Source organism: Tenacibaculum aquimarinum, assembly GCF_022478115.1.
Classification (GTDB): Bacteria; Bacteroidota; Bacteroidia; order Flavobacteriales; family Flavobacteriaceae; genus Polaribacter; species Polaribacter aquimarinum_A.
Window position 1 is genome coordinate 743784 of sequence record NZ_JAKGSC010000001.1, and the last position, 20128, is coordinate 763911.

The following is a 20128-nucleotide window of genomic DNA, read 5'->3' on the forward strand; positions in this document are numbered from 1 at the left end:
AACATTTTTTAATTATTTAATTTTCATCAATATTTAATTTTTAATGAATTATTTTTATCAATATTTAATTTTTGTAGAATTTTTCGCAATAAAAAATCAATATTTACTCATTTCTTTCATTGCTTATTTAATAGAATAAAAGGCTTTTTAATATGTATAATTCTTTTTTTTACCTTTAGATTATGAATTTCGAAAAAGTGATTCAACTTTTTTTTTAATTGAATACTTGGGTTTATATTAGAGGTGTAATATGGTGTAAAAACCTTTAAATTTTTTTTGAATATGCTGAAGAAGCAAGGACTTTATTTGCCCGAATTTGAACATGAAAATTGCGGTGCTGGGTTTATTTGTAACCTTAAAGGAGAGAAGACAAATCAAATAATACATGATGCATTAGAGATTCTTGTAAAGTTAGAACACCGTGGAGGTGTAAGCTCTGATGGAAAAACAGGAGATGGAGCAGGATTGTTAATAGATATACCGCATGCGTACTTTAGAAGAGTTTGTGGGTTTAAGGTTCCTGTAAAAGGAAAATATGCTGTTGGAATGGTGTTTTTACCAAAAAACATTAACCAATATAAGTTTTGTAAAGATACTTTTGAAAAAGAAATTATTGCGCAAGGTCTTTCTGTAATTGGATGGAGAGAGGTACCTGTAGATTCTACGCAACTTGGAGAAATAGCGTTAGCATCAGAACCAAATATTGAGCAACTTTTTGTTGGGAAATCTAACGAAGTTTCTGAAAAAGACTTTAATGCAAAATTATATGCTGCACGTAAAATAACGGAACATGCTATTGCGAACTCAAAAATGTCGCAAAGTTCTTACTTCTATGTGTCTAGTTTATCAACCAATACACTTATTTATAAAGGTATTATAATGCCTGAAGACATTGGACCTTATTATAAAGATTTACAAGCAACGGATTTAGTAACGCGTTTAGCATTGGTACACCAACGTTTTTCAACTAACACAATGCCAACTTGGGAGCTAGCGCAACCTTTTAGGTTTATGTGCCAAAATGGTGAAATAAACACATTGCGTGGTAATGTTAGTAGAATGCGAGTGCGAGAAGAAATCATGAAAAGTGATGTCTTTGGACCACAAATAGAAAAATTATTTCCAATTATATTGCCAGGAAAATCAGATTCAGCTTCAATGGATATGGTTGTTGAATTGTTAACACATACAGGACGTTCTTTACCAGAAGTAATGATGATGATGATTCCTGAAGCTTGGGAAAAACACAAAACAATGTCTCCAGAACGTAAAGCATTTTACGAGTACAACTCTTGTATTATGGAACCTTGGGATGGACCAGCTTCTGTACCATTTACAGACGGAAATTATATTGGTGCATTATTAGACAGAAACGGATTAAGACCGTCAAGATATACAGTTACTAAAAGTGGAAAACTGATTATGTCTTCGGAAATTGGTGTTGTTGATATCGATCCAGAAGATGTAGAAAGTCACGGACGTTTAGAGCCTGGAAAAATGTTTTTAGTAGACATGAACCAAGGTAGAATTATAAATGACGAAGAAATAAAGAGTAAAATTGTTAAAGAAAGACCGTATCAAAAGTGGTTAGATAAAACAAGATTACATTTAAAAGATTTACCTTATACAGGTGAAACTTGCCCAGTAGAAACTACCGATATTAGAACAAGACAACGTTTATTTAACTATACTTTTGAAGATATACAAGAGGTAATTACACCAATGGCTCAAAAATCTAAAGAAGCTTTAGGTTCTATGGGAATTGATACTCCTTTGGCTGTTTTATCTAACAAACCTCAAATAATTTCAAACTATTTTAAGCAATTATTTGCGCAAGTAACTAATCCGCCTTTAGACGGAATTCGTGAAGAAATAGTAACAGACATTAGTTTATCATTAGGTAAGGATAGAAACATTTTTAGTATTACTGAAAGACAATGTAGAAAATTAAAAATTCAGAATCCAGTAATTTCAAATGACGATTTAGACAAAATAAGAAACATTTCTGTTGAAAGTTTTAAAGCAGAAACTGTAAGTATTTTATACCAAAAAGATAAAGGACTTAATGGACTAGAAGACGCTTTAGATAATATTATTGTTCAAATTGAAAAAGCACTAGATAGAAAAACAAACATTATAATTTTATCAGATAGAGGTGTAAATGAAGAATTTGCTCCAATACCAGCTTTATTAGCATGTTCTTATGTAAACCATCAAATGAATCGTTTACGTAAGCGTTCTTATTTCGATATTATTATTGAATCAGCAGAACCACGTGAACCACATCATTTTGCTACTTTATTTGGTTATGGCGCAAGTGCCGTTAATCCATATATGGTTAATGAAATTATTAGATCGCAAGTAAAAGAAGGTTTTATAACTGGAATGGACGAGCAAAAAGCGGTTGATAATTTTAATACTGCTATTGGAAAAGGTATTTTAAAAGTAATGAACAAAATTGGAATCTCAACGTTACACTCGTACCGAGGTTCTCAAATATTCGAAATTGTAGGTTTTAATTCTCAATTTGTAGAAAAATACTTCCCATATACAGCGTCTAGAATTGAAGGAATTGGATTGTATGAAATTGAAAAAGAAATTAATTTACGTTATAAACACGCATATCCAACAACAGAAGTTAATAAGAGTTTAGGTTTAAATATTGGTGGAGATTATAGATGGAGACGTACAGGAGAAAAGCACTTATTTAATCCAACAACAGTTGCAAAATTACAACAAGCTGTAAGGTTAAGCGATCAAGCAAGTTATGATGTGTATGCAAAAACTATCAACGAGCAATCAAAAAATTTAATGACCATTCGTGGTTTATTCGAATTTAATAATATTGATCCAATTTCAATTGATGAAGTAGAACCTTGGACAGAAATTGTAAAACGTTTTAAAACGGGAGCAATGTCTTACGGATCAATTTCTAGAGAAGCACATGAAAATTTAGCAATTGCAATGAACAGAATTGGAGGGAAATCTAATTCTGGAGAAGGAGGAGAAGATAGAAGACGTTTTCAACCAGATGTAAATGGAGACAGTAGAAATTCTGCTATAAAACAAGTAGCTTCGGGTCGTTTTGGAGTAACTTCTCATTATTTAGCTAATGCTAAAGAGATTCAAATTAAAATGGCACAAGGAGCAAAACCTGGAGAAGGTGGTCAATTACCTGGTGAAAAAGTATTACCATGGATTGCATCAGCAAGAAATTCAACACCATTTGTTGGATTAATTTCTCCGCCTCCGCATCACGATATTTATTCAATTGAAGATTTAGCACAATTAATTTACGATTTAAAAAATGCAAATCGTGAAGCAAGAATTAATGTAAAATTAGTATCAGAAGTTGGTGTTGGAACTATTGCTGCAGGTGTTGCAAAAGCAAAAGCAGATGTAGTTTTAATTGCTGGTTATGATGGTGGAACAGGTGCATCACCTTTAACATCTCTAAAGCATGCAGGTTTACCTTGGGAACTTGGTTTAGCAGAAGCACAACAAACTTTAGTACTTAATAATTTAAGAAGTAGAATTGTTGTAGAATGTGATGGTCAATTAAAAACAGGAAGAGATGTAGCAATTGCAGCATTATTAGGAGCAGAAGAATTTGGTTTTGCAACAGCTCCTTTAGTAGCATCAGGATGTATTATGATGCGTAAATGTCATTTAAACACCTGTCCGGTTGGTATTGCAACACAAGATAAAGAGTTGCGTAAAAACTTTAAAGGAACACCAGAACACGTTATTAATTTCTTCTATTATATAGCAGAAGAATTAAGAAGTATTATGGCAGAATTAGGGTTTAGATCTATGGCAGAAATGATTGGTCAAACGCATAAAATAAATGCTAATAAAGCCATCAAACATTATAAAGCTAAAGGTTTAGATTTATCTTCAATCTTACACAGACCAGCTGCTTACAGAGAAATGCCTGTTAAAAATTCTGAAAAACAAGAACATAACTTAGACAATGTTTTAGACTTTACAATTCTTAAAGATTCGCATCGTGCATTGTATAGAAAAGAACAAATGGCACTTTCATATCCAATAAAGAACACCAATCGTACAGTTGGAGCTATTGTTAGTAATGAAATTTCAAAAATATATGGTCATTTAGGATTACCTGAAGATACATTGAATATCAATTTTGAAGGCTCAGCAGGTCAAAGTTTTGGAGCTTTTGGTGCACCTGGTTTAACGTTTAAGCTAGAAGGAAATACAAACGATTATTTAGGAAAAGGTTTATCTGGAGCTAAACTAATTGTTAAAAAACCAGTCAAAGCAGATTTTATTGCAGAAAATAACATCATTATTGGTAATGTTTGCTTGTTTGGAGCAGTTAGTGGAGAAGCGTATATAAATGGAATAGCAGGCGAACGTTTTGCTGTTAGAAATTCTGGAGCAATAACAGTTGTAGAAGGAGTTGGAGATCACTGTTGTGAGTATATGACTGGAGGAAAAGTAGTTGTTCTTGGTAAAACAGGAAGAAACTTTGCTGCGGGAATGAGTGGAGGAATTGCTTATGTATATGATCCAGAAAACAAGTTTGTAAACGGATTATGTAACATGGAAACAATTGAGTTTGAAAAAATTCTCAAAAAAGATGCAAATGATTTAAAAGCCATGATTGAAAAGCATGTAAAATATACAGAAAGTAAATTAGGTGAAAAATTATTAGCTAATTGGGAAACAAGCTTAAAGAATTTTGTTCGCGTAATGCCAACGGAATACAAGCGTGCTCTAAAACGTTTAGAGACAGAAGTACAAATGGTAGAAGAATTAGAAACAGTATAGGACAATGGGAAAAGTAACAGGTTTTAAAGAATTCGAAAGAAAAGATGAGTCTTACAAGCCAGTAAAGGATCGTGTAAAGCATTATAATGAGTTTACAGTTCCTTTAAAGGATAAAGACATGGCAGAACAAGGTTCTCGTTGTATGGATTGTGGAATTCCATTTTGCCATAGTGGTTGTCCGTTAGGTAATCTAATTCCAGATTTTAATCATATGGTTCACCAAGGTGAATGGCAAAAAGCATCTTGGATATTACACTCAACAAATAATTTTCCTGAATTTACAGGACGTTTATGTCCTGCTCCTTGTGAGCAAGCATGTGTTTTAGGTATTATTGAAGATCCAATTTCAATAGAAAATATTGAAAAAAATATAGTAGAACGTGCTTTTAAAGAAGGTTGGATTAAACCTCAACCACCAAAAGTAAGAACGGGTAAAACTATTGCAGTTGTAGGTTCTGGACCAGCAGGTTTAGCAACAGCACAACAATTAAATAGAGCTGGACACACCGTTACTGTTTTTGAAAGAGATGATGCTATTGGTGGATTATTACGTTACGGAATTCCTAATTTTAAAATGGAAAAAGGTATTATAGATCGTCGTTTAGCAATATTAGAAGCTGAAGGAATTGTCTTTAAAACAAACGTAAATGTTGGTGTTAATTATGATGTTGAAGACTTAAAAAAGTTTGATGCAGTTGTGCTTTGTGGAGGAGCTACTGAAAGAAGAAGTTTACCAACACCAGGAATTGATGCTGATGGAGTTGTGCAAGCAATGGACTTTTTAACACAGCAAACAAAAGTTGTTTTTGGTCAAAAAGTAAAAGATCAAGTTTTAGCAACGGATAAAAATGTAATTGTAATTGGTGGTGGAGATACAGGATCAGATTGTATTGGTACATCTAACAGACAAGGAGCAAAATCGGTAGTTAACTTTGAAATTATGCCAAAACCTCCAGGACATAGATCACCAGCAACACCTTGGCCTTATTGGCCATTGCAGTTAAAAACTTCGACGTCTCATAAAGAAGGTGTTGAAAGAAATTGGTTAATAAATACCAAAGAATTTGTTACCAATGCTAAAGGAAAACTAACTGCTTTAAAAACGGTAAATGTAGAGTGGGAAATGGTTCCTGGTGAACGTCCAAAACTTATTGAAATTGCAGGTACTGAGAAAACATGGAAATGTGATTTAGCATTATTAGCTTTAGGTTTTACAGGTCCAGAAAGCACTATTGCAGATAAATTAGGCTTAGATAGAGATGTTCGTTCTAATTATAAAGCAACCTACGGAAAATATCAAACTAATATTCCTAATGTTTTTACTGCAGGAGATATGCGTAGAGGTCAGTCTTTAATCGTTTGGGCAATATCTGAAGGAAGAGAAGCAGCACGTCAAGTAGATATTTATTTAATGGGAAAATCTGATTTGGCAACTAAAAATGAAGAAGGAGATTTAGTAGGTCTTTAAATTGATAGAGAAACTAAATATTTTATAATAAAAAAAGCATCTGATTTTCAGATGCTTTTTTGTGTTTATATTTTTTTAAAAACAATTACTTCGGATATTTCTCAGCAATTTTATCCAAAGATAAATTATGAATGCTACCAACATGAGAATGTTGTTTTCCTAAATCTGGTTTATAAGTTCCTGCTTGTACTTGTCCGCCAATTTGTTGATACGCTTCTCTAAAAGACATGCCTTTAACTACTAAATTATTGATAGAATCTACTGTAAATAAGTATTGGTATTTCTCATCATTCAAATCAATATCTTTTACAATTACTTGCTGAATTGAGTAATTAAAGATGTCTAAAATATCTTTAACATCTTCAAAAGCAGCAATAATATTTTCTTTTAATAATTGAAAATCTCTGTGATATCCTGTTGGTAAATTATTGGTGATTAATAACATTTCTGAATGTAAAGCTTGAATTTTATTGCATTTTCCACGAATCAATTCAAAAACATCAGGGTTTTTCTTGTGTGGCATAATGCTACTTCCTGTTGTTAATTCATCTGGAAAAGAAATAAACCCAAAATTCTGACTCATATACAAACAAACATCCATTGCAAAACGAGACATTGTATTACACAACCCGCCTAAAGTAGCAGCAATAGAGCGTTCACTTTTTCCACGACTTAATTGCGCTGCAACTACATTGTATTTTAGTGTTGCAAACTCTAATTCTTTTGTTGTTAATTCTCTATCAATAGGAAAAGAAGAACCATAACCAGCTGCAGAACCTAAAGGATTTTGGTCTACAACTTTAGAAACTGCATTTAGCATATATACATCATCAATTAACAGTTCTGCGTATGCAGAAAACCATAATCCAAATGATGACGGCATTGCCACTTGTAAATGCGTGTAACCTGGTAAAAGACTTTCTTTGTGAGTTCCTGCTAAACCTAACAGTGTATCAAAAAGTGTTTTTACTTTATCATTAACAATAGCTAAATTCTCTTTATAATACAATTGAAGCGCTACTAAAACTTGATCGTTTCTAGAACGAGCAGTGTGAATTTTCTTACCAACTTCACCTAGTTTATTCGTTAATTCCCATTCAATTTTAGAGTGTACGTCTTCAAAAGAAGGTTCAATAACAAAGGTTCCGTTTTCGATATCAACAGCTAATTCTTGCAAACCTTTTTTAAGGTCTTTTAATTCATCAGTAGTAATAATACCAATAGACTCTAGCATTATTGCGTGCGCCAAAGAAGCCTGAACATCATATTTTGCAATGTGAATATCAATTTCTCTATCATTACCAACTGTAAAGTTTTCTATTTGTTTATCTATTGAAAATCCTTTATCCCAAAGTTTCATAATTCTTGATGTTTAATCGTGTAAATGTTTATTTGTGTAATTGTTTTCGCTTTGTCTTTTAAGCAATTACTCTATTTAACAACTCAACGTATATTTTAATTCCTTCTTCAATTTCAGCTAAATAAATAAATTCATTCGCAGAATGTGAACGTGTGCTGTCTCCAGGACCTAATTTTAAAGATTGACAGGTTAATACTGATTGATCTGATAAGGTTGGAGAACCATAGGTTTCTCTTCCCATTTCAATTCCTGCTTTTACTAAATCGTGTTCTGTAGAAATAGAAGACGAATTTAATCGTAAACTTCTTGGTGTTATTTTGGTGCAAGGTGATTGTTCTTGTAATAAATCTGCAATTTCTTGATTAGAATATGCATCATTTACACGAACGTCCACAACCAAATCTACATGTGCAGGAACAACATTGTGCTGTTTACCAGCGTTAATTTGAGTAACAGTCATTTTTACATCGCCTAAAGCTTCAGAAGTTTTCTCAAACTTAAAATCTTTAAACCATTGTAAAACTTCAATGGTATTGTAAATTGAATTGTTATTATTTGGATGTGCTGCATGACTTGGAGTTCCTTCTACAACAGCATCAAAAACAACTAAACCTTTTTCTGCAACTGCTAAGTTCATTAAAGTGGGTTCTCCAACAATGGCAACATCTACATGCGGAATTATAGAAAGCATACTGTTTAATCCATCTGGACCACTACTTTCTTCTTCCGCAGAAGCCACAATTACCAAATTGTATTTTAGGTTTTCTTGCGCGTAAAAATTGGTAAAAGCTGCAATTAAAGAAACCAAACAACCACCAGCATCATTTGAACCTAAACCATATAATTTACCGTCTTCAACAATCGCTTTTAAAGGATCGTTTGTATAAGCAGAATTAGGTTTTACTGTATCGTGATGAGAGTTTAGTAATAATGTTGGTTTGCTTTCATCAAAATATTTATTGGTTGCCCAAACGTTATTTTTAGTTCTTTTAAACGGAATTTCGTTCTCTATAAACCAAGTTTCAATAAGTTTGGCTGTATTTTCTTCTTCGGAAGAAAATGATTCTGTTTCAATCAAATTCTTTAAAAGTGAAATTGCGTTTTCTGTTAATTTTTCGATATTCATTTTATAATGTAATAGTTGTAAAATTGTCGTTCTCTTTTGTTAACATAGCAGTGTTTCCAATATGTACTTTAGATACTCCATTGTTTAAAGCATCAAAGCAATTATCTATTTTCGGAATCATTCCGTCAGTAATAATTTCAGTCGCTAATAATTCTTTATAGGTGTTAGAATTAATAGTTTTTATAACTGAATTTTTATCATTAAAATCTTTTAAAACACCGTTCAATTCAAAACAATAATAAATTGATGTATCATAAATTTTACTCATTCCAACACCAATTGTACTTGCAATAGTATCTGCATTTGTGTTTAGTAATTGTCCGATTCCATCGTGCGTAATCGCACAAAAAACAGGCGTAAAATCCGCTTTAATTAATTTGTCTATTGAGTTAGTAGCAACCTCTTTCACATCACCAACAAAACCAAAGTCAACCTCTTTTACAGGTCTTTTTTCTGATTTTATACTATTAATATCTGCACCTGTTAAACCAATAGCATCAATGTTTAAAGCTTGTAATTTAGCCACTACATTTTTATTAACCAAACCACCATAAACCATGGTAATTACTTCTAAAGTTTCTGCATCTGTAATGCGTCTACCATTTACCATTTTAGATTCTATGCCCAATTTAGATGCAATGTGAGTTGCACGTTTTCCTCCACCATGAACTAGAATTTTATTTCCTTCTAGATTAGAAAACAATTTAAGAAAAGCATTTAAAGAAGTTTCATCTTCAATAATATTTCCCCCAATTTTTATGATTGATAGTTTTTCCATAAGTGCTGAACTTGTTTCAGTATCTTTTTTTTATTGTTAGATTCTGAATCAAGTTCAGAATTACGAAGACTTTACAAGTCTTCTAGAATTTTTTTCAAAACCAATTGTGCAGCAAAAGTTCTATTATTTGCTTGTTCAATAACCAAAGAAGAATCACTATCTAAAACAGCATCTTCTACAACAACATTTCTTCTAACAGGCAAGCAATGCATAAATTTAGCTTGACTAATTTTTTCTTTAGTAATTAACCAATCTGAATCGGTTTTTAAAACCTTTCCGTATTCATCATAAGAACTCCAATTTTTAGTATACACAAAATCTGCATCTTTAAAAGCTTCTTCTTGATTATGATAAATAGGTATGTCTTTCGTGATTTCTGAATTCAAATTATATCCTTCAGGATTCGCAATTACAAAATCAACATCCATTTTTTGCATTACTTGTGTAAAACTATTGGCAACTGCATGTGGTAAAGCTTTAGTGTGTGGCGCCCAACTTAAAACAACTTTTGGCTTCTTTTTTGTTGAATTTTCAGCAATTGTAAGTGCATCTGTTAAACCTTGTAACGGATGACTTGTTGCGCTTTCCATATTTATAATTGGTACAGAAGCATATTTTACAAAAGAATTTAAAACCTGTTCAGATTCGTCTTTCTCTTTGTCTGTTAAACTAGGAAAAGCCCTTACAGCAATAACATCACAATATTGAGAAACTACAGCTGCAGCTTCTTTAATATGCTCTGCAGTATTTCCATCCATAACGGTTCCATCTCCAAATTCTATTCCCCAAGCATCACCATAAACATTCATAACAATCGGATCCATTCCTAAATTTAAAGCTGCCTTTTGTGTACTTAAACGTGTACGTAAGCTTGAATTAAAGAATAATAAACCTAACGTTTTATTTTCACCTAATTCTTTATCCTTTAAAGGATTTTCTTTTATTTTTTTAGCATCTTCAATCCATGAATTGATGTCGTCAATATCATTTATATGTGTGTATTTTTTCATGATAATTCGATTTTCAAAGCTTTAAAAAATTGATCGATATGTTCTTTTTTAATCGTTAACGGTGGAAGAATTCTTAATAAATTAGGGTTCTTTGCACTTCCTGTAAATATTTTATGCTGAAAAATTAAGTTTTTACGAAGTTCTGCAACTGGAAAATCAAACTCCAATCCTAACATTAAACCACGCCCTTTTATATTTTTTATTTCAGAAATTTCTTTAGCTTTTTCAATAAAATAAGTTGAAATTTCTTTAGCATTTTGCATTAAATTTTCTTCCTCAATTACCTCTAAAACAGTTGAAGAAGCTACACAAGCTAAATGATTTCCACCAAAAGTAGTTCCTAGTAGACCAAAAGAAGCTTTAACATCTGGATGAATTAAAATTCCGCCAATCGGAAAACCATTTCCCATCCCTTTTGCTATAGAAATAATATCTGGAGTAACATTGTATTTTTGAAAGGCAAAGAAATCTCCAGTTCTACCAAAACCAGATTGTACTTCATCTGCAATAAAACACGTACTGTATTTTTTACAAAGCGTGTTTATAGCTTCGTAAAACTCTGAGGTGCTTTCATCTAAACCACCAACACCTTGTATAAATTCTATAATTACTGCACAAACATCGTTTTTAGCTAAAGAATTTTCCAGAGATTTTAAATCTCCTAGTTCTAAAATTTCAACTTCTTGCTGTGCGTTAATTGGTGCAACAATTTTCGGATTATCTGTTGCAGCAACAGCTGCAGATGTTCTACCATGAAATCCGTTTTTAAAAGCAATCACCTTTTTCTTTCCGTTATGAAAAGAAGCTAGTTTCAAAGCATTTTCGTTTGCTTCTGCTCCAGAATTACATAAAAATAATTGATAATCTTTACAACCGGATAGTTTACCAAGCTTAGCTGCTAATGCTACTTGTAACGGATTCTGAATAGAATTACTATAAAACCCAATTTTAGCAACCTGTTCGCTAATGTTTTTTACATATTTTGGATGCGAATGCCCAATAGAAATTACAGCGTGTCCGCCATATAAATCTAAATATTCGGTTTCATTTTCATCAAAAACATACACATCTTCTGCCTTTACAGGAGTAATGTCGAAAAGTGGATACACGTTAAATAAACTCATATTTGTTCTTTTTTGATGTTATTAATTTTATTAAATGAAGCAACCATTCCTTGAATTAAAGAAGAACTTAACCCTTTATGTTCCATTTCATTTAAACCTTCAATAGTACAACCTTGTGGTGTAGTAACTCTGTCAATTTCTTCTTCAGGATGATTTCCATTTGTAATCAACAAATTAGCAGCTCCTTCACTTGTAAACATTGCCAATTCTTGTGCTTCTTTTGCATCAAAACCTAACTGAATTGCAGCTTGTGTGGTTGCTCTAATTAAGCGCATCCAAAAAGCAATTCCACTTGCACAAACCACGGTTGCTGCTTGCATTTGGCTCTCAGGAATACTCAAAGAATGTCCTAAACGATTAAAAATAGCTTCCGCAATCTTAATACGTTTTTTACCTTGCTCATTACTACACAAACACGTCATCGATTTACCAACAGCAATTGCTGTATTTGGCATAGCTCTGATAATAAATTTGTCTGCACCAACTATTCCTTCTATTTTAGGAATTAAGAAACCTGTAATTGTAGAAATTAAAACATGTTTTTCGGTTAAAAAAGACTTTACGTCATTTAAAATTGCTTCAAAATGAACAGGTTGAATTGCAAAAATAATAATGTCAGATTGTTTAACAGCTTCAATATTATCTGTAGTTAAACGCACATTTTTATAACCATCAAACTCCTTTACTCCATCCAAATCTCTTTTGGTTAAGTATAAACTTGTAATTGCATTATTGGTAATTAAACCTTTTGCAATAGATTTACCTAAATTTCCTGTTCCTATAATGGCTATTTTCATAGTTATATTCTTTAAAAATAATTCGCTTTTAATTGCAATCCTTCCGTTTCTTCAAAACCATACATTAAATTTAAATTCTGAATTGCTGCTCCAGAAGCTCCTTTTAAAAGATTGTCTATTGTACTTGTTATTAGTAATTTATTGCCGTGCTTTTCTAATTGCACCAAACATTTGTTTGTGTTTACAACTTGTTTTAAAAAGATGCTTTCATCAGAAACAATGGTAAAAGCAGCATCTTTATAATATTCTTTATAGATTTTTTTAGCGTCTTCAAGAGAACCATCAAATTTTGTGTACGTTGTTGCAAAAATTCCTCTAGAAAAATCTCCTCTATTTGGCATAAAATTAATTTCAGAATTAAAATCACTTTGTAACTGATTTACAGTCTGATTAATTTCTCCTAAATGTTGATGATTGAATGCTTTATAGTGAGAAAAATTATTATCTCTCCACGTAAAATGTGTTGTTGCAGAAAGTGAAGTTCCTGCACCAGTTGCTCCTGTAACTGCATTAATATGAACATCATCTTTTAACAAACCATTTGCTGCTAAAGGTAAAATTGCCAATTGCAAAGCCGTTGCAAAACAACCAGGATTTGCAATGTATTTAGCCTTTTTTATAGCTTCTTTATCTAGTTCAGGTAAACCATACACAAATTCTTTTCCTTCAAAATTCTTATCGGCAAGTAATCTAAAATCGTTACTTAAATCAATGATTTTTGTGTTATCAGAAAAGCTATTTTTTTGTAAAAAAGCAGTTGAATTTCCGTGTCCTAAACATAAGAATAAAACATCTACATCGGCATTTATTTCACTTGTAAAGCTAATTTCCGTTGAACCTACCAAATCTTGATGAACTTTATATAATTTGTTGCCAGCATTAGAAGTACTAAACACAAAATTAATGTTCGTTTCTGGGTGATTTAACAACAATCTAATTAATTCTCCAGCGGTATAACCTGCTCCTCCTATAATTCCTACTTGTAACATAGTTATGAGTTGTTTACTTGTCTATAAATTTTGTTCTGATTTCCTATAATTTTGATAAAACCTTTAGCATCATCTGCTGTCCAAGCTTTATTTTCTTCACCATACGTACTAAATGCGCTAGACATTAAATCGTGTTTTGATACAATACCATCTAAAGTAAAGTGATACGGTTTTAAAGAAACTATAACATTACCAGAAACCATTTTTTGCGAACTTTGTAAAAAAGCTTCCGTATCTCTCATTACAGGATCTAAATATTGACCTTCGTGTAAATGCATTCCGTAAAAACTAGATAAATATTCTTTGTGTTGTAATTGCCATTTTGTTAAGGTATGTTTCTCTAATAAATGATGTGCTTTTACTGTAATTAAAGCAGCTGCAGCTTCAAAACCAACTCTACCTTTTGTACCAACAATAGTATCTCCAACATGAATATCTCTACCAATTGCAAATTTTGATGCAATATTATTTAGGTTTTCTATATTCACTTCTGGTGCATTTTCTTGTCCGTTTAAAGCAACAAACTCACCATTTTTAAATGTCAATGTTACTTTTTCTTCACCTTCTTTTTCTAATTGAGAAGGATATGCTTCACTTGGTAAAGGCTTTTCAGACTTTAAAGTTTCAACGCCACCAACACTTGTTCCCCAAAGGCCTTTATTTACAGAATATTTAGATTTTTCCCAATTCATGTCAATTCCTTCAGATTTTAAGTAATCTATTTCTTCTTGTCTGGCTAGTTTTTGATCTCTAATTGGTGTAATAATTTTAATATTTGGTGCCAATGTTTGAAAAATCATATCAAATCTTACTTGGTCGTTACCAGCTCCAGTACTTCCATGTGCAATATATTCTGCATCTATACTTTTTGCATATTCAATAATTTCAATGGCTTGTATAATTCTTTCTGCACTTACAGAAAGCGGATAGGTACTATTTTTTAATACGTTACCAAAAATTAAATACTTAACTACTTTGTTATAAAATGTTGCAACCGCATCAATATTTTTATAAGTTGTAACACCCATTTTATAAGCGTTACTTTCTATATGTTTAATCTCCTCAGTTGTAAAACCTCCTGTATTTACACTAACAGCGTGTACATCATATTCTTTTGATAAACTTACTGCACAATAAGAAGTGTCTAAACCACCACTGTAAGCTATTACTAATTTTTTCATTTTTTATCTTTTTTAAGGAACATAGATTGTTTAATGTTTTTTAATCTTGTCCATACTTTTTTATCGTGTTTTTTTGTTTCATTACCTGCTTTTTCTTTTTTAGCAGGATCGAACAACATTCCTGTACACAAACACATTTTTTGTTCAGTTCTGGTTAATACATCAAAATTTTTGCACGTTTGACAACCATTCCAAAAGGATTGATCATCTGTTAGCTCCGAAAAAGTTACAGGTTTGTAACCTAAATCACTATTTAATTTCATTACAGCTAAACCTGTGGTAATACTAAACACTTTAGCATTGGGGAATTTAGTTCTAGAGTGTTCAAAAATTTTCTTTTTAATTTTTTTAGCTAAGCCAATATTTCTAAAATCTGGATGAACAATTAAACCAGAATTAGCTACAAATTTTCCATGACTCCATTGTTCTATATAACAAAATCCAGCAAATTTTTCGCCATCTAAAGCAATAACAGCATTACCGTTTTCTATTTTAGTAATAATGTATTCTGGTTTACGTTTTGCAATACCAGTTCCTCTAACTTTTGCTGCGTTTGCTATAGTGTCGCAAATAATTTCTGCGTAAATACTATGTGATTTATTAGCAATAACAATTTCCATTGTAATTGATGTTTTAAATTAATTGTAATTGGTTCTTTTGGGTAGTAGAACTGGACTCGCCTAAGCTCTGTAGATAAAAATACACCCTAAGGGCGGCGGCGAAAAATTGGTCGAATACCTTCTCTGTTATTATTTTTAATAACAGTGTTTAATAATAAGAAGAAGTGTGATGAATTGTTCATTGTGAAAAAATAAAAAATAAAAACTATTAACTAAATTGCATGTAAAGTAGTGCATTAGCGGCGTCGTTTACCTGTTGGTAAATATGCGGGTATTATGTTTTTATTTAATGATTTAATCATGCTGTAAATCTATAACGTTTTTTTTTCTAACAAAAATAAATCTAATTTATTTTTCATAAAACATTGATTTTTACGAATATGAAAAAAAATAACCTCTTTTTTAATTAATTTAAAAATAAGAAATGATATTTAATTATTTTTTTGAGAAATTAAAAATAATTCACTAAAATATTGATATTGGTTAGGATTTTTAAGTTATTTATTTAAATATTTGCCATATCAAATGAAAAATCGAATAATAAATATCATTTCTATTATTGTCTTTGTAATTTTTTTGCAAGGATAGGAAATGTCGTTTTAAATTATGAAAGGCTTCCTGTATTTCAGGAAGTCTTTTTTGTTTATTTAAAAGTATTTTTTACAAAATTAGCAACCTTTTTGTTGTTTTGAGTATTACAATTTATTGATTTTAAGTCACTGTAATATAGTTGTTTAGGTTTTAAAATCAAATAATAGATATCATTTAAAAGTATAATAAGACGAGTTAATAATAAGAGAATAAAATAATTTCGAAAAACCAAAGCTATAAAGCTGTTTAAAAATGAACTTAAATAAACACAGTAAAAGATTAACACAAGATGAGTCTCAACCAGCATCGCAAGCAATGTTGTATGCAGTAGGCTTAACAGATGAAGATATGAGCAAAGCTCAAGTTGGTATTGCAAGTACTGGTTACGATGGTAATCCTTGTAACATGCACTTAAACAATTTGGCTGCAGAAGTAAAAGTGGAATCTAAAATTGCTGGTTTAGTAGGTTTAGGATTTAATACAATTGGAGTTTCAGATGGGATTTCTATGGGAACTTCTGGTATGAATTACTCATTAGCATCTAGAGATATTATTGCAGATTCTATAGAAACAGTAATGAACGCGCAAAGTTACGATGCATTGGTTTCTATAGTTGGTTGCGATAAAAATATGCCAGGAGCAGTAATTGCAATGTTGCGTTTAAATCGTCCGTCAATTATGATGTATGGAGGTACAATTGCATCTGGAAATTACAAAGGAAAAAAATTAAATATTGTTTCTGCTTTTGAAGCTTTAGGCCAAAAAGTAGCAGGAGAAATAGAAGAAGAAGAATATAGAGAAATTATAAAAAGAGCAATTCCAGGAGCTGGAGCTTGTGGAGGAATGTATACAGCAAATACAATGGCTTCTGCTATTGAGTGTATGGGTTTTGCGTTGCCTTATAATTCATCTATACCAGCAGAAAATCCTAATAAATTATCTGAAGCAGAAAGAACCGCTTTAGCAATTAAAAACTTATTAGAATTAGATTTAAAACCTTTAGATATTATTTCTAAAAAATCATTGGAAAATGCAATAGCAATTGTAAATGCTTTAGGAGGATCTACAAATGCAGTATTACACTTTTTAGCAATTGCACATGCAGCAGATATTGAGTTTACATTAGAAGATTTTCAAAAAGTAAGTGATAGAACTCCATTAATTGCAGATTTAAAACCATCAGGTAAATATTTAATGGAAGATGTTCATGGAGTTGGTGGTACACCAGCAATAATGAAATATTTATTAGATAACGGTTATTTACATGGAGATTGTTTAACAGTTACCGGTAAAACTTTAGCAGAAAATTTAGCAAATGTTGAAGCTATGGAGTTTGAAGACCAAGATGTAGTTTTTCCAAAAGATAAAGCTTTAAAATCATCTGGTAATATTCAAATAATTTATGGAAACCTTGCAGAAGAAGGAGCTGTTGCAAAAATTTCTGGAAATGAAGGTTTACTTTTTGAAGGAAAAGCAGTTGTTTACGACGGTGAACAAGCAGCAAATACAGGTATTTCTAACGGAGAAGTAGAAAGAGGAGATGTAGTCGTCATTAGATATGTTGGACCTAAAGGAGGACCAGGAATGCCAGAAATGTTAAAACCAACTTCATTAATTATGGGAGCAGGTTTAGGAAAATCTGTAGCTTTAATTACAGATGGCCGTTTTTCTGGAGGAACTCATGGTTTTGTGGTCGGACATATTACACCAGAAGCACAATCTGGAGGAACTATCGGTATTCTTAAAACAGGTGATAAAATTAGAATTAGTGCAGAAGACAATTCCATAAATGTTTTACTTTCTGAAGAAGAAATTGCAGAAAGAAAAGCAAAATGGGTTGCACCAGCTTTAAAGCATAAAAAAGGAATTTTATATAAATATGCTAAAATGGTAGCATCTGCATCTAAAGGATGTATAACAGACGAATAATAAAAGAAACAAGAAAATAGAGAAAAGCAGAAGATTGTAAAAGTCTTTATTCTATTATCTATATTCTTTCATCTCAAAACATAAAAATATGGAAACACAAACCATAAAAAACAATCAAACGGCAAAAAAAGTTACAGAAAAAATTTCTGGTAGCGAAGCAATTGTAAGGTGTTTAATTGAAGAGGGAGTTAAGATTTTATACGGTTATCCTGGAGGCGCAATTATGCCTGTATATGATGAGTTGTATAAATATCAAGATAAAATTCATCATGTATTAACACGTCATGAGCAAGGTGCAACACATTCTGCACAAGGTTATGCGCGTATTTCTGGTGAAGTAGGAGTTGCAATGGCAACTTCAGGACCTGGAGCAACCAATTTAATTACGGGTATTGCAGATGCGCAAATAGACTCTACACCAATGGTGTGTATTACAGGTCAAGTATTTTCTCATTTATTGGGAAGTGATGCATTTCAAGAAACAGATATTGTAGGTATTTCTACACCAGTTACAAAATGGAATTGCCAAGTAACAAAGGCTTCTGACATTCCTGAAGCTATTGCAAAAGCATTTTACATTGCAAAAAGTGGAAGACCAGGACCCGTTTTAATTGATGTTACTAAAGATGCACAGTTAGAAGAGTTCGATTTTTCTTATGAAAAGTGTACGAAAGTAAGAAGCTATAATCCAATACCAAAGACAGCTATTTCTTCTGTAGAAGAAGCTGCAAAATTAATTAATTCTGCTAAAAAACCATTAGTAGTTTGGGGGCAAGGAGTAATTTTAAGTGAAGCTGAAGAAGCATTTAAAGCAGTAATTGAAAAAGCAGGAATCCCTGCTGCATGGACAATTTTAGGAGCTTCTGCAATACCAACTTCGCATCCATTAAATGTTGGTATGGTTGGTATGCATGGTAATTATGCGCCAAATGTTTTAACAAACCAATGTGATGTTTTAATAGCAATTGGTATGCGTTTTGACGATCGTGTTACAGGAAAGTTAGATACGTATGCTACGCAAGCCAAAGTAATTCACTTTGAAATTGATCCTGCAGAAATAGATAAAAACGTAAAAACAGATGTTGCAGTTTTAGGTGATGCAAAAGCAAGTTTAGAGTTGTTATTACCATTATTAAATGAAAATAAACATCCAGAATGGCGTAAAGAATTTGCAGATTTATACGCTATTGAGTATGAAAAAGTAATTAAAGGCGATATTCATCCAACGAAAGAAGGATTAACAATGGGTGAAGTTCTTCATCAAATTAACGTTCAAAGTAAAGGTAACGCTGCAATTGTAAGTGATGTTGGTCAGCACCAAATGATTGCTTGTAGATATGCAGAATTCAACAAAACCAAAAGTAATATTACTTCTGGTGGATTAGGTACAATGGGCTTTGGATTGCCAGCAGCAATTGGTGCAAAAATGGCAGCTCCAGAACGTGAAGTTGTTTCTATTTCTGGCGATGGTGGTTATCAAATGACAATTCAAGAATTAGGAACTATTTTTCAGCAAAAAGCAGCTGTAAAAGTGGTGGTTTTAAATAACGATTTTTTAGGAATGGTACGTCAATGGCAACAATTGTTTTTTGACAAACGTTATGCGTCAACAGAAATGGTAAACCCTAATTTTGTTGCAATTGCAGAAGGTTATTACATCAAAGCAAAGAAAGTTACTAAAAGAGAAGAATTAGCAGATGCTGTTAAAGAGATGATGGAAAGTAAAGAGGCTTACTTTTTAGAAGTTTGTGTAGAAAAAGAAGGAAATGTTTTTCCAATGATTCCTACAGGAGCAAGTGTTTCAGATATAAGACTAGAATAAGATGAATACAGAAAAACAACTTTATACAATATCAGTTTATACTGAAAATAATATTGGATTGTTGAATAGGATTTCAGCAATTTTTCAAAGAAGACACATTAATATAGAGAGTTTAAATATTTCTCCTTCAGAAATAGATAATGTGTCTAGATTTACCATTGTGGTAAACATGATTGAGGTTAATGTTAAGAAAATTATCGGGCAAATAGAAAAACAAGTAGAAGTAATAAAAGCTTATTATCATACACTAGATCAAGTTATTTATCAAATATCTGGTTTGTTTAAGGTAAAGTCTGAATTGTTATTTGAAGAACCTCAAATTCAAAATATTATTAAAAATAGTCACGCAAGAATTGTAACTGTTAATACAGAATTTTTTGTGTTAGAAAAATCAGGAAAGAAAGAAGAAATAGCAGAATTACATGAGCAATTAAGTGTTTATGGCATTATGCAATATACACGTTCTGGTCTTATCGCAGTAACTAAAGATGAGATGAGAATATCAGAATTATTAGAATCATACAACAACTAAAATA

At 31.7% G+C, this 20128-nt stretch carries 14 protein-coding genes; 5 read left to right on the forward strand and 9 right to left on the reverse strand.

Annotated features, from left to right (window positions below; translation table 11 throughout):
• Nucleotides 1-282 precede the first annotated feature (282 nt).
• Nucleotides 283-4797: a glutamate synthase large subunit gene (gltB, locus tag L1S33_RS03520; protein WP_240561254.1), complete on the forward strand. Its 4515-nt coding sequence runs from the start codon at nucleotides 283-285 to the stop codon at nucleotides 4795-4797.
• A 4-nt stretch (nucleotides 4798-4801) separates the two neighbouring features.
• Entirely contained in the window at nucleotides 4802-6265 is a 1464-nt protein-coding gene (locus L1S33_RS03525) for a glutamate synthase subunit beta (RefSeq protein WP_240561255.1), read from the forward strand.
• Nucleotides 6266-6350: 85 nt separating this feature from the next.
• Here the strand turns inward: L1S33_RS03525 and argH are convergent, their stop codons facing one another.
• The 9 genes from argH to L1S33_RS03570 all read right to left on the reverse strand — a co-directional run bounded on the left by argH (nucleotide 6351) and on the right by L1S33_RS03570 (nucleotide 15250).
• Complete coding sequence (gene argH / locus L1S33_RS03530) at nucleotides 6351-7625, reverse strand: argininosuccinate lyase (RefSeq protein WP_240561256.1); 1275 nt, start codon at nucleotides 7623-7625, stop codon at nucleotides 6351-6353.
• A gap of 58 nt (nucleotides 7626-7683) precedes the next feature.
• Nucleotides 7684-8751, reverse strand: coding sequence for a M20 family metallo-hydrolase (locus L1S33_RS03535; RefSeq protein WP_240561257.1), 1068 nt, complete (start codon nucleotides 8749-8751; stop codon nucleotides 7684-7686).
• 1 nt (nucleotide 8752) lies between these two features.
• Nucleotides 8753-9529 carry an acetylglutamate kinase gene (gene argB, locus L1S33_RS03540; RefSeq protein ID WP_240550930.1) on the reverse strand — a complete coding sequence of 259 codons (777 nt, stop codon included), beginning with the start codon at nucleotides 9527-9529 and terminating at the stop codon, nucleotides 8753-8755.
• A 71-nt stretch (nucleotides 9530-9600) separates the two neighbouring features.
• Nucleotides 9601-10539, reverse strand: coding sequence for an N-acetylornithine carbamoyltransferase (locus L1S33_RS03545; RefSeq protein WP_240561258.1), 939 nt, complete (start codon nucleotides 10537-10539; stop codon nucleotides 9601-9603).
• A complete protein-coding gene (locus tag L1S33_RS03550; RefSeq protein ID WP_240550929.1) occupies nucleotides 10536-11663 on the reverse strand; it encodes an aspartate aminotransferase family protein in 1128 nt (375 codons plus the stop codon). The genes L1S33_RS03545 and L1S33_RS03550 overlap by 4 nt, the downstream gene beginning before the upstream one ends.
• Complete coding sequence (proC, locus tag L1S33_RS03555) at nucleotides 11660-12460, reverse strand: pyrroline-5-carboxylate reductase (RefSeq protein ID WP_240561259.1); 801 nt, start codon at nucleotides 12458-12460, stop codon at nucleotides 11660-11662. Before proC ends, L1S33_RS03550 begins: the two co-directional genes overlap by 4 nt.
• 11 nt (nucleotides 12461-12471) lie before the next feature.
• A complete protein-coding gene (gene argC, locus L1S33_RS03560; RefSeq protein ID WP_240550927.1) occupies nucleotides 12472-13449 on the reverse strand; it encodes an N-acetyl-gamma-glutamyl-phosphate reductase in 978 nt (325 codons plus the stop codon).
• 2 nt (nucleotides 13450-13451) lie between these two features.
• Nucleotides 13452-14630 carry an argininosuccinate synthase gene (locus L1S33_RS03565; RefSeq protein WP_240550926.1) on the reverse strand — a complete coding sequence of 393 codons (1179 nt, stop codon included), beginning with the start codon at nucleotides 14628-14630 and terminating at the stop codon, nucleotides 13452-13454.
• Nucleotides 14627-15250 carry a GNAT family N-acetyltransferase gene (locus L1S33_RS03570; RefSeq protein ID WP_240550925.1) on the reverse strand — a complete coding sequence of 208 codons (624 nt, stop codon included), beginning with the start codon at nucleotides 15248-15250 and terminating at the stop codon, nucleotides 14627-14629. The genes L1S33_RS03565 and L1S33_RS03570 overlap by 4 nt, the downstream gene beginning before the upstream one ends.
• An 843-nt stretch (nucleotides 15251-16093) precedes the next feature.
• Between L1S33_RS03570 and ilvD the strand changes: the two genes are divergently transcribed.
• The 3 genes from ilvD (at nucleotide 16094) to ilvN (ending at nucleotide 20124) form a co-directional block, all read left to right on the forward strand.
• A complete protein-coding gene (gene ilvD / locus L1S33_RS03575) occupies nucleotides 16094-17770 on the forward strand; it encodes a dihydroxy-acid dehydratase (RefSeq protein ID WP_240561260.1) in 1677 nt (558 codons plus the stop codon).
• Between the two features lie 88 nt (nucleotides 17771-17858).
• Nucleotides 17859-19592, forward strand: a complete 1734-nt coding sequence (ilvB, locus tag L1S33_RS03580; protein WP_240561261.1) for a biosynthetic-type acetolactate synthase large subunit — start codon at nucleotides 17859-17861, stop codon at nucleotides 19590-19592.
• Nucleotide 19593: 1 nt separating this feature from the next.
• Nucleotides 19594-20124 carry an acetolactate synthase small subunit gene (gene ilvN, locus L1S33_RS03585; protein ID WP_240561262.1) on the forward strand — a complete coding sequence of 177 codons (531 nt, stop codon included), beginning with the start codon at nucleotides 19594-19596 and terminating at the stop codon, nucleotides 20122-20124.
• Nucleotides 20125-20128 lie beyond the last annotated feature (4 nt).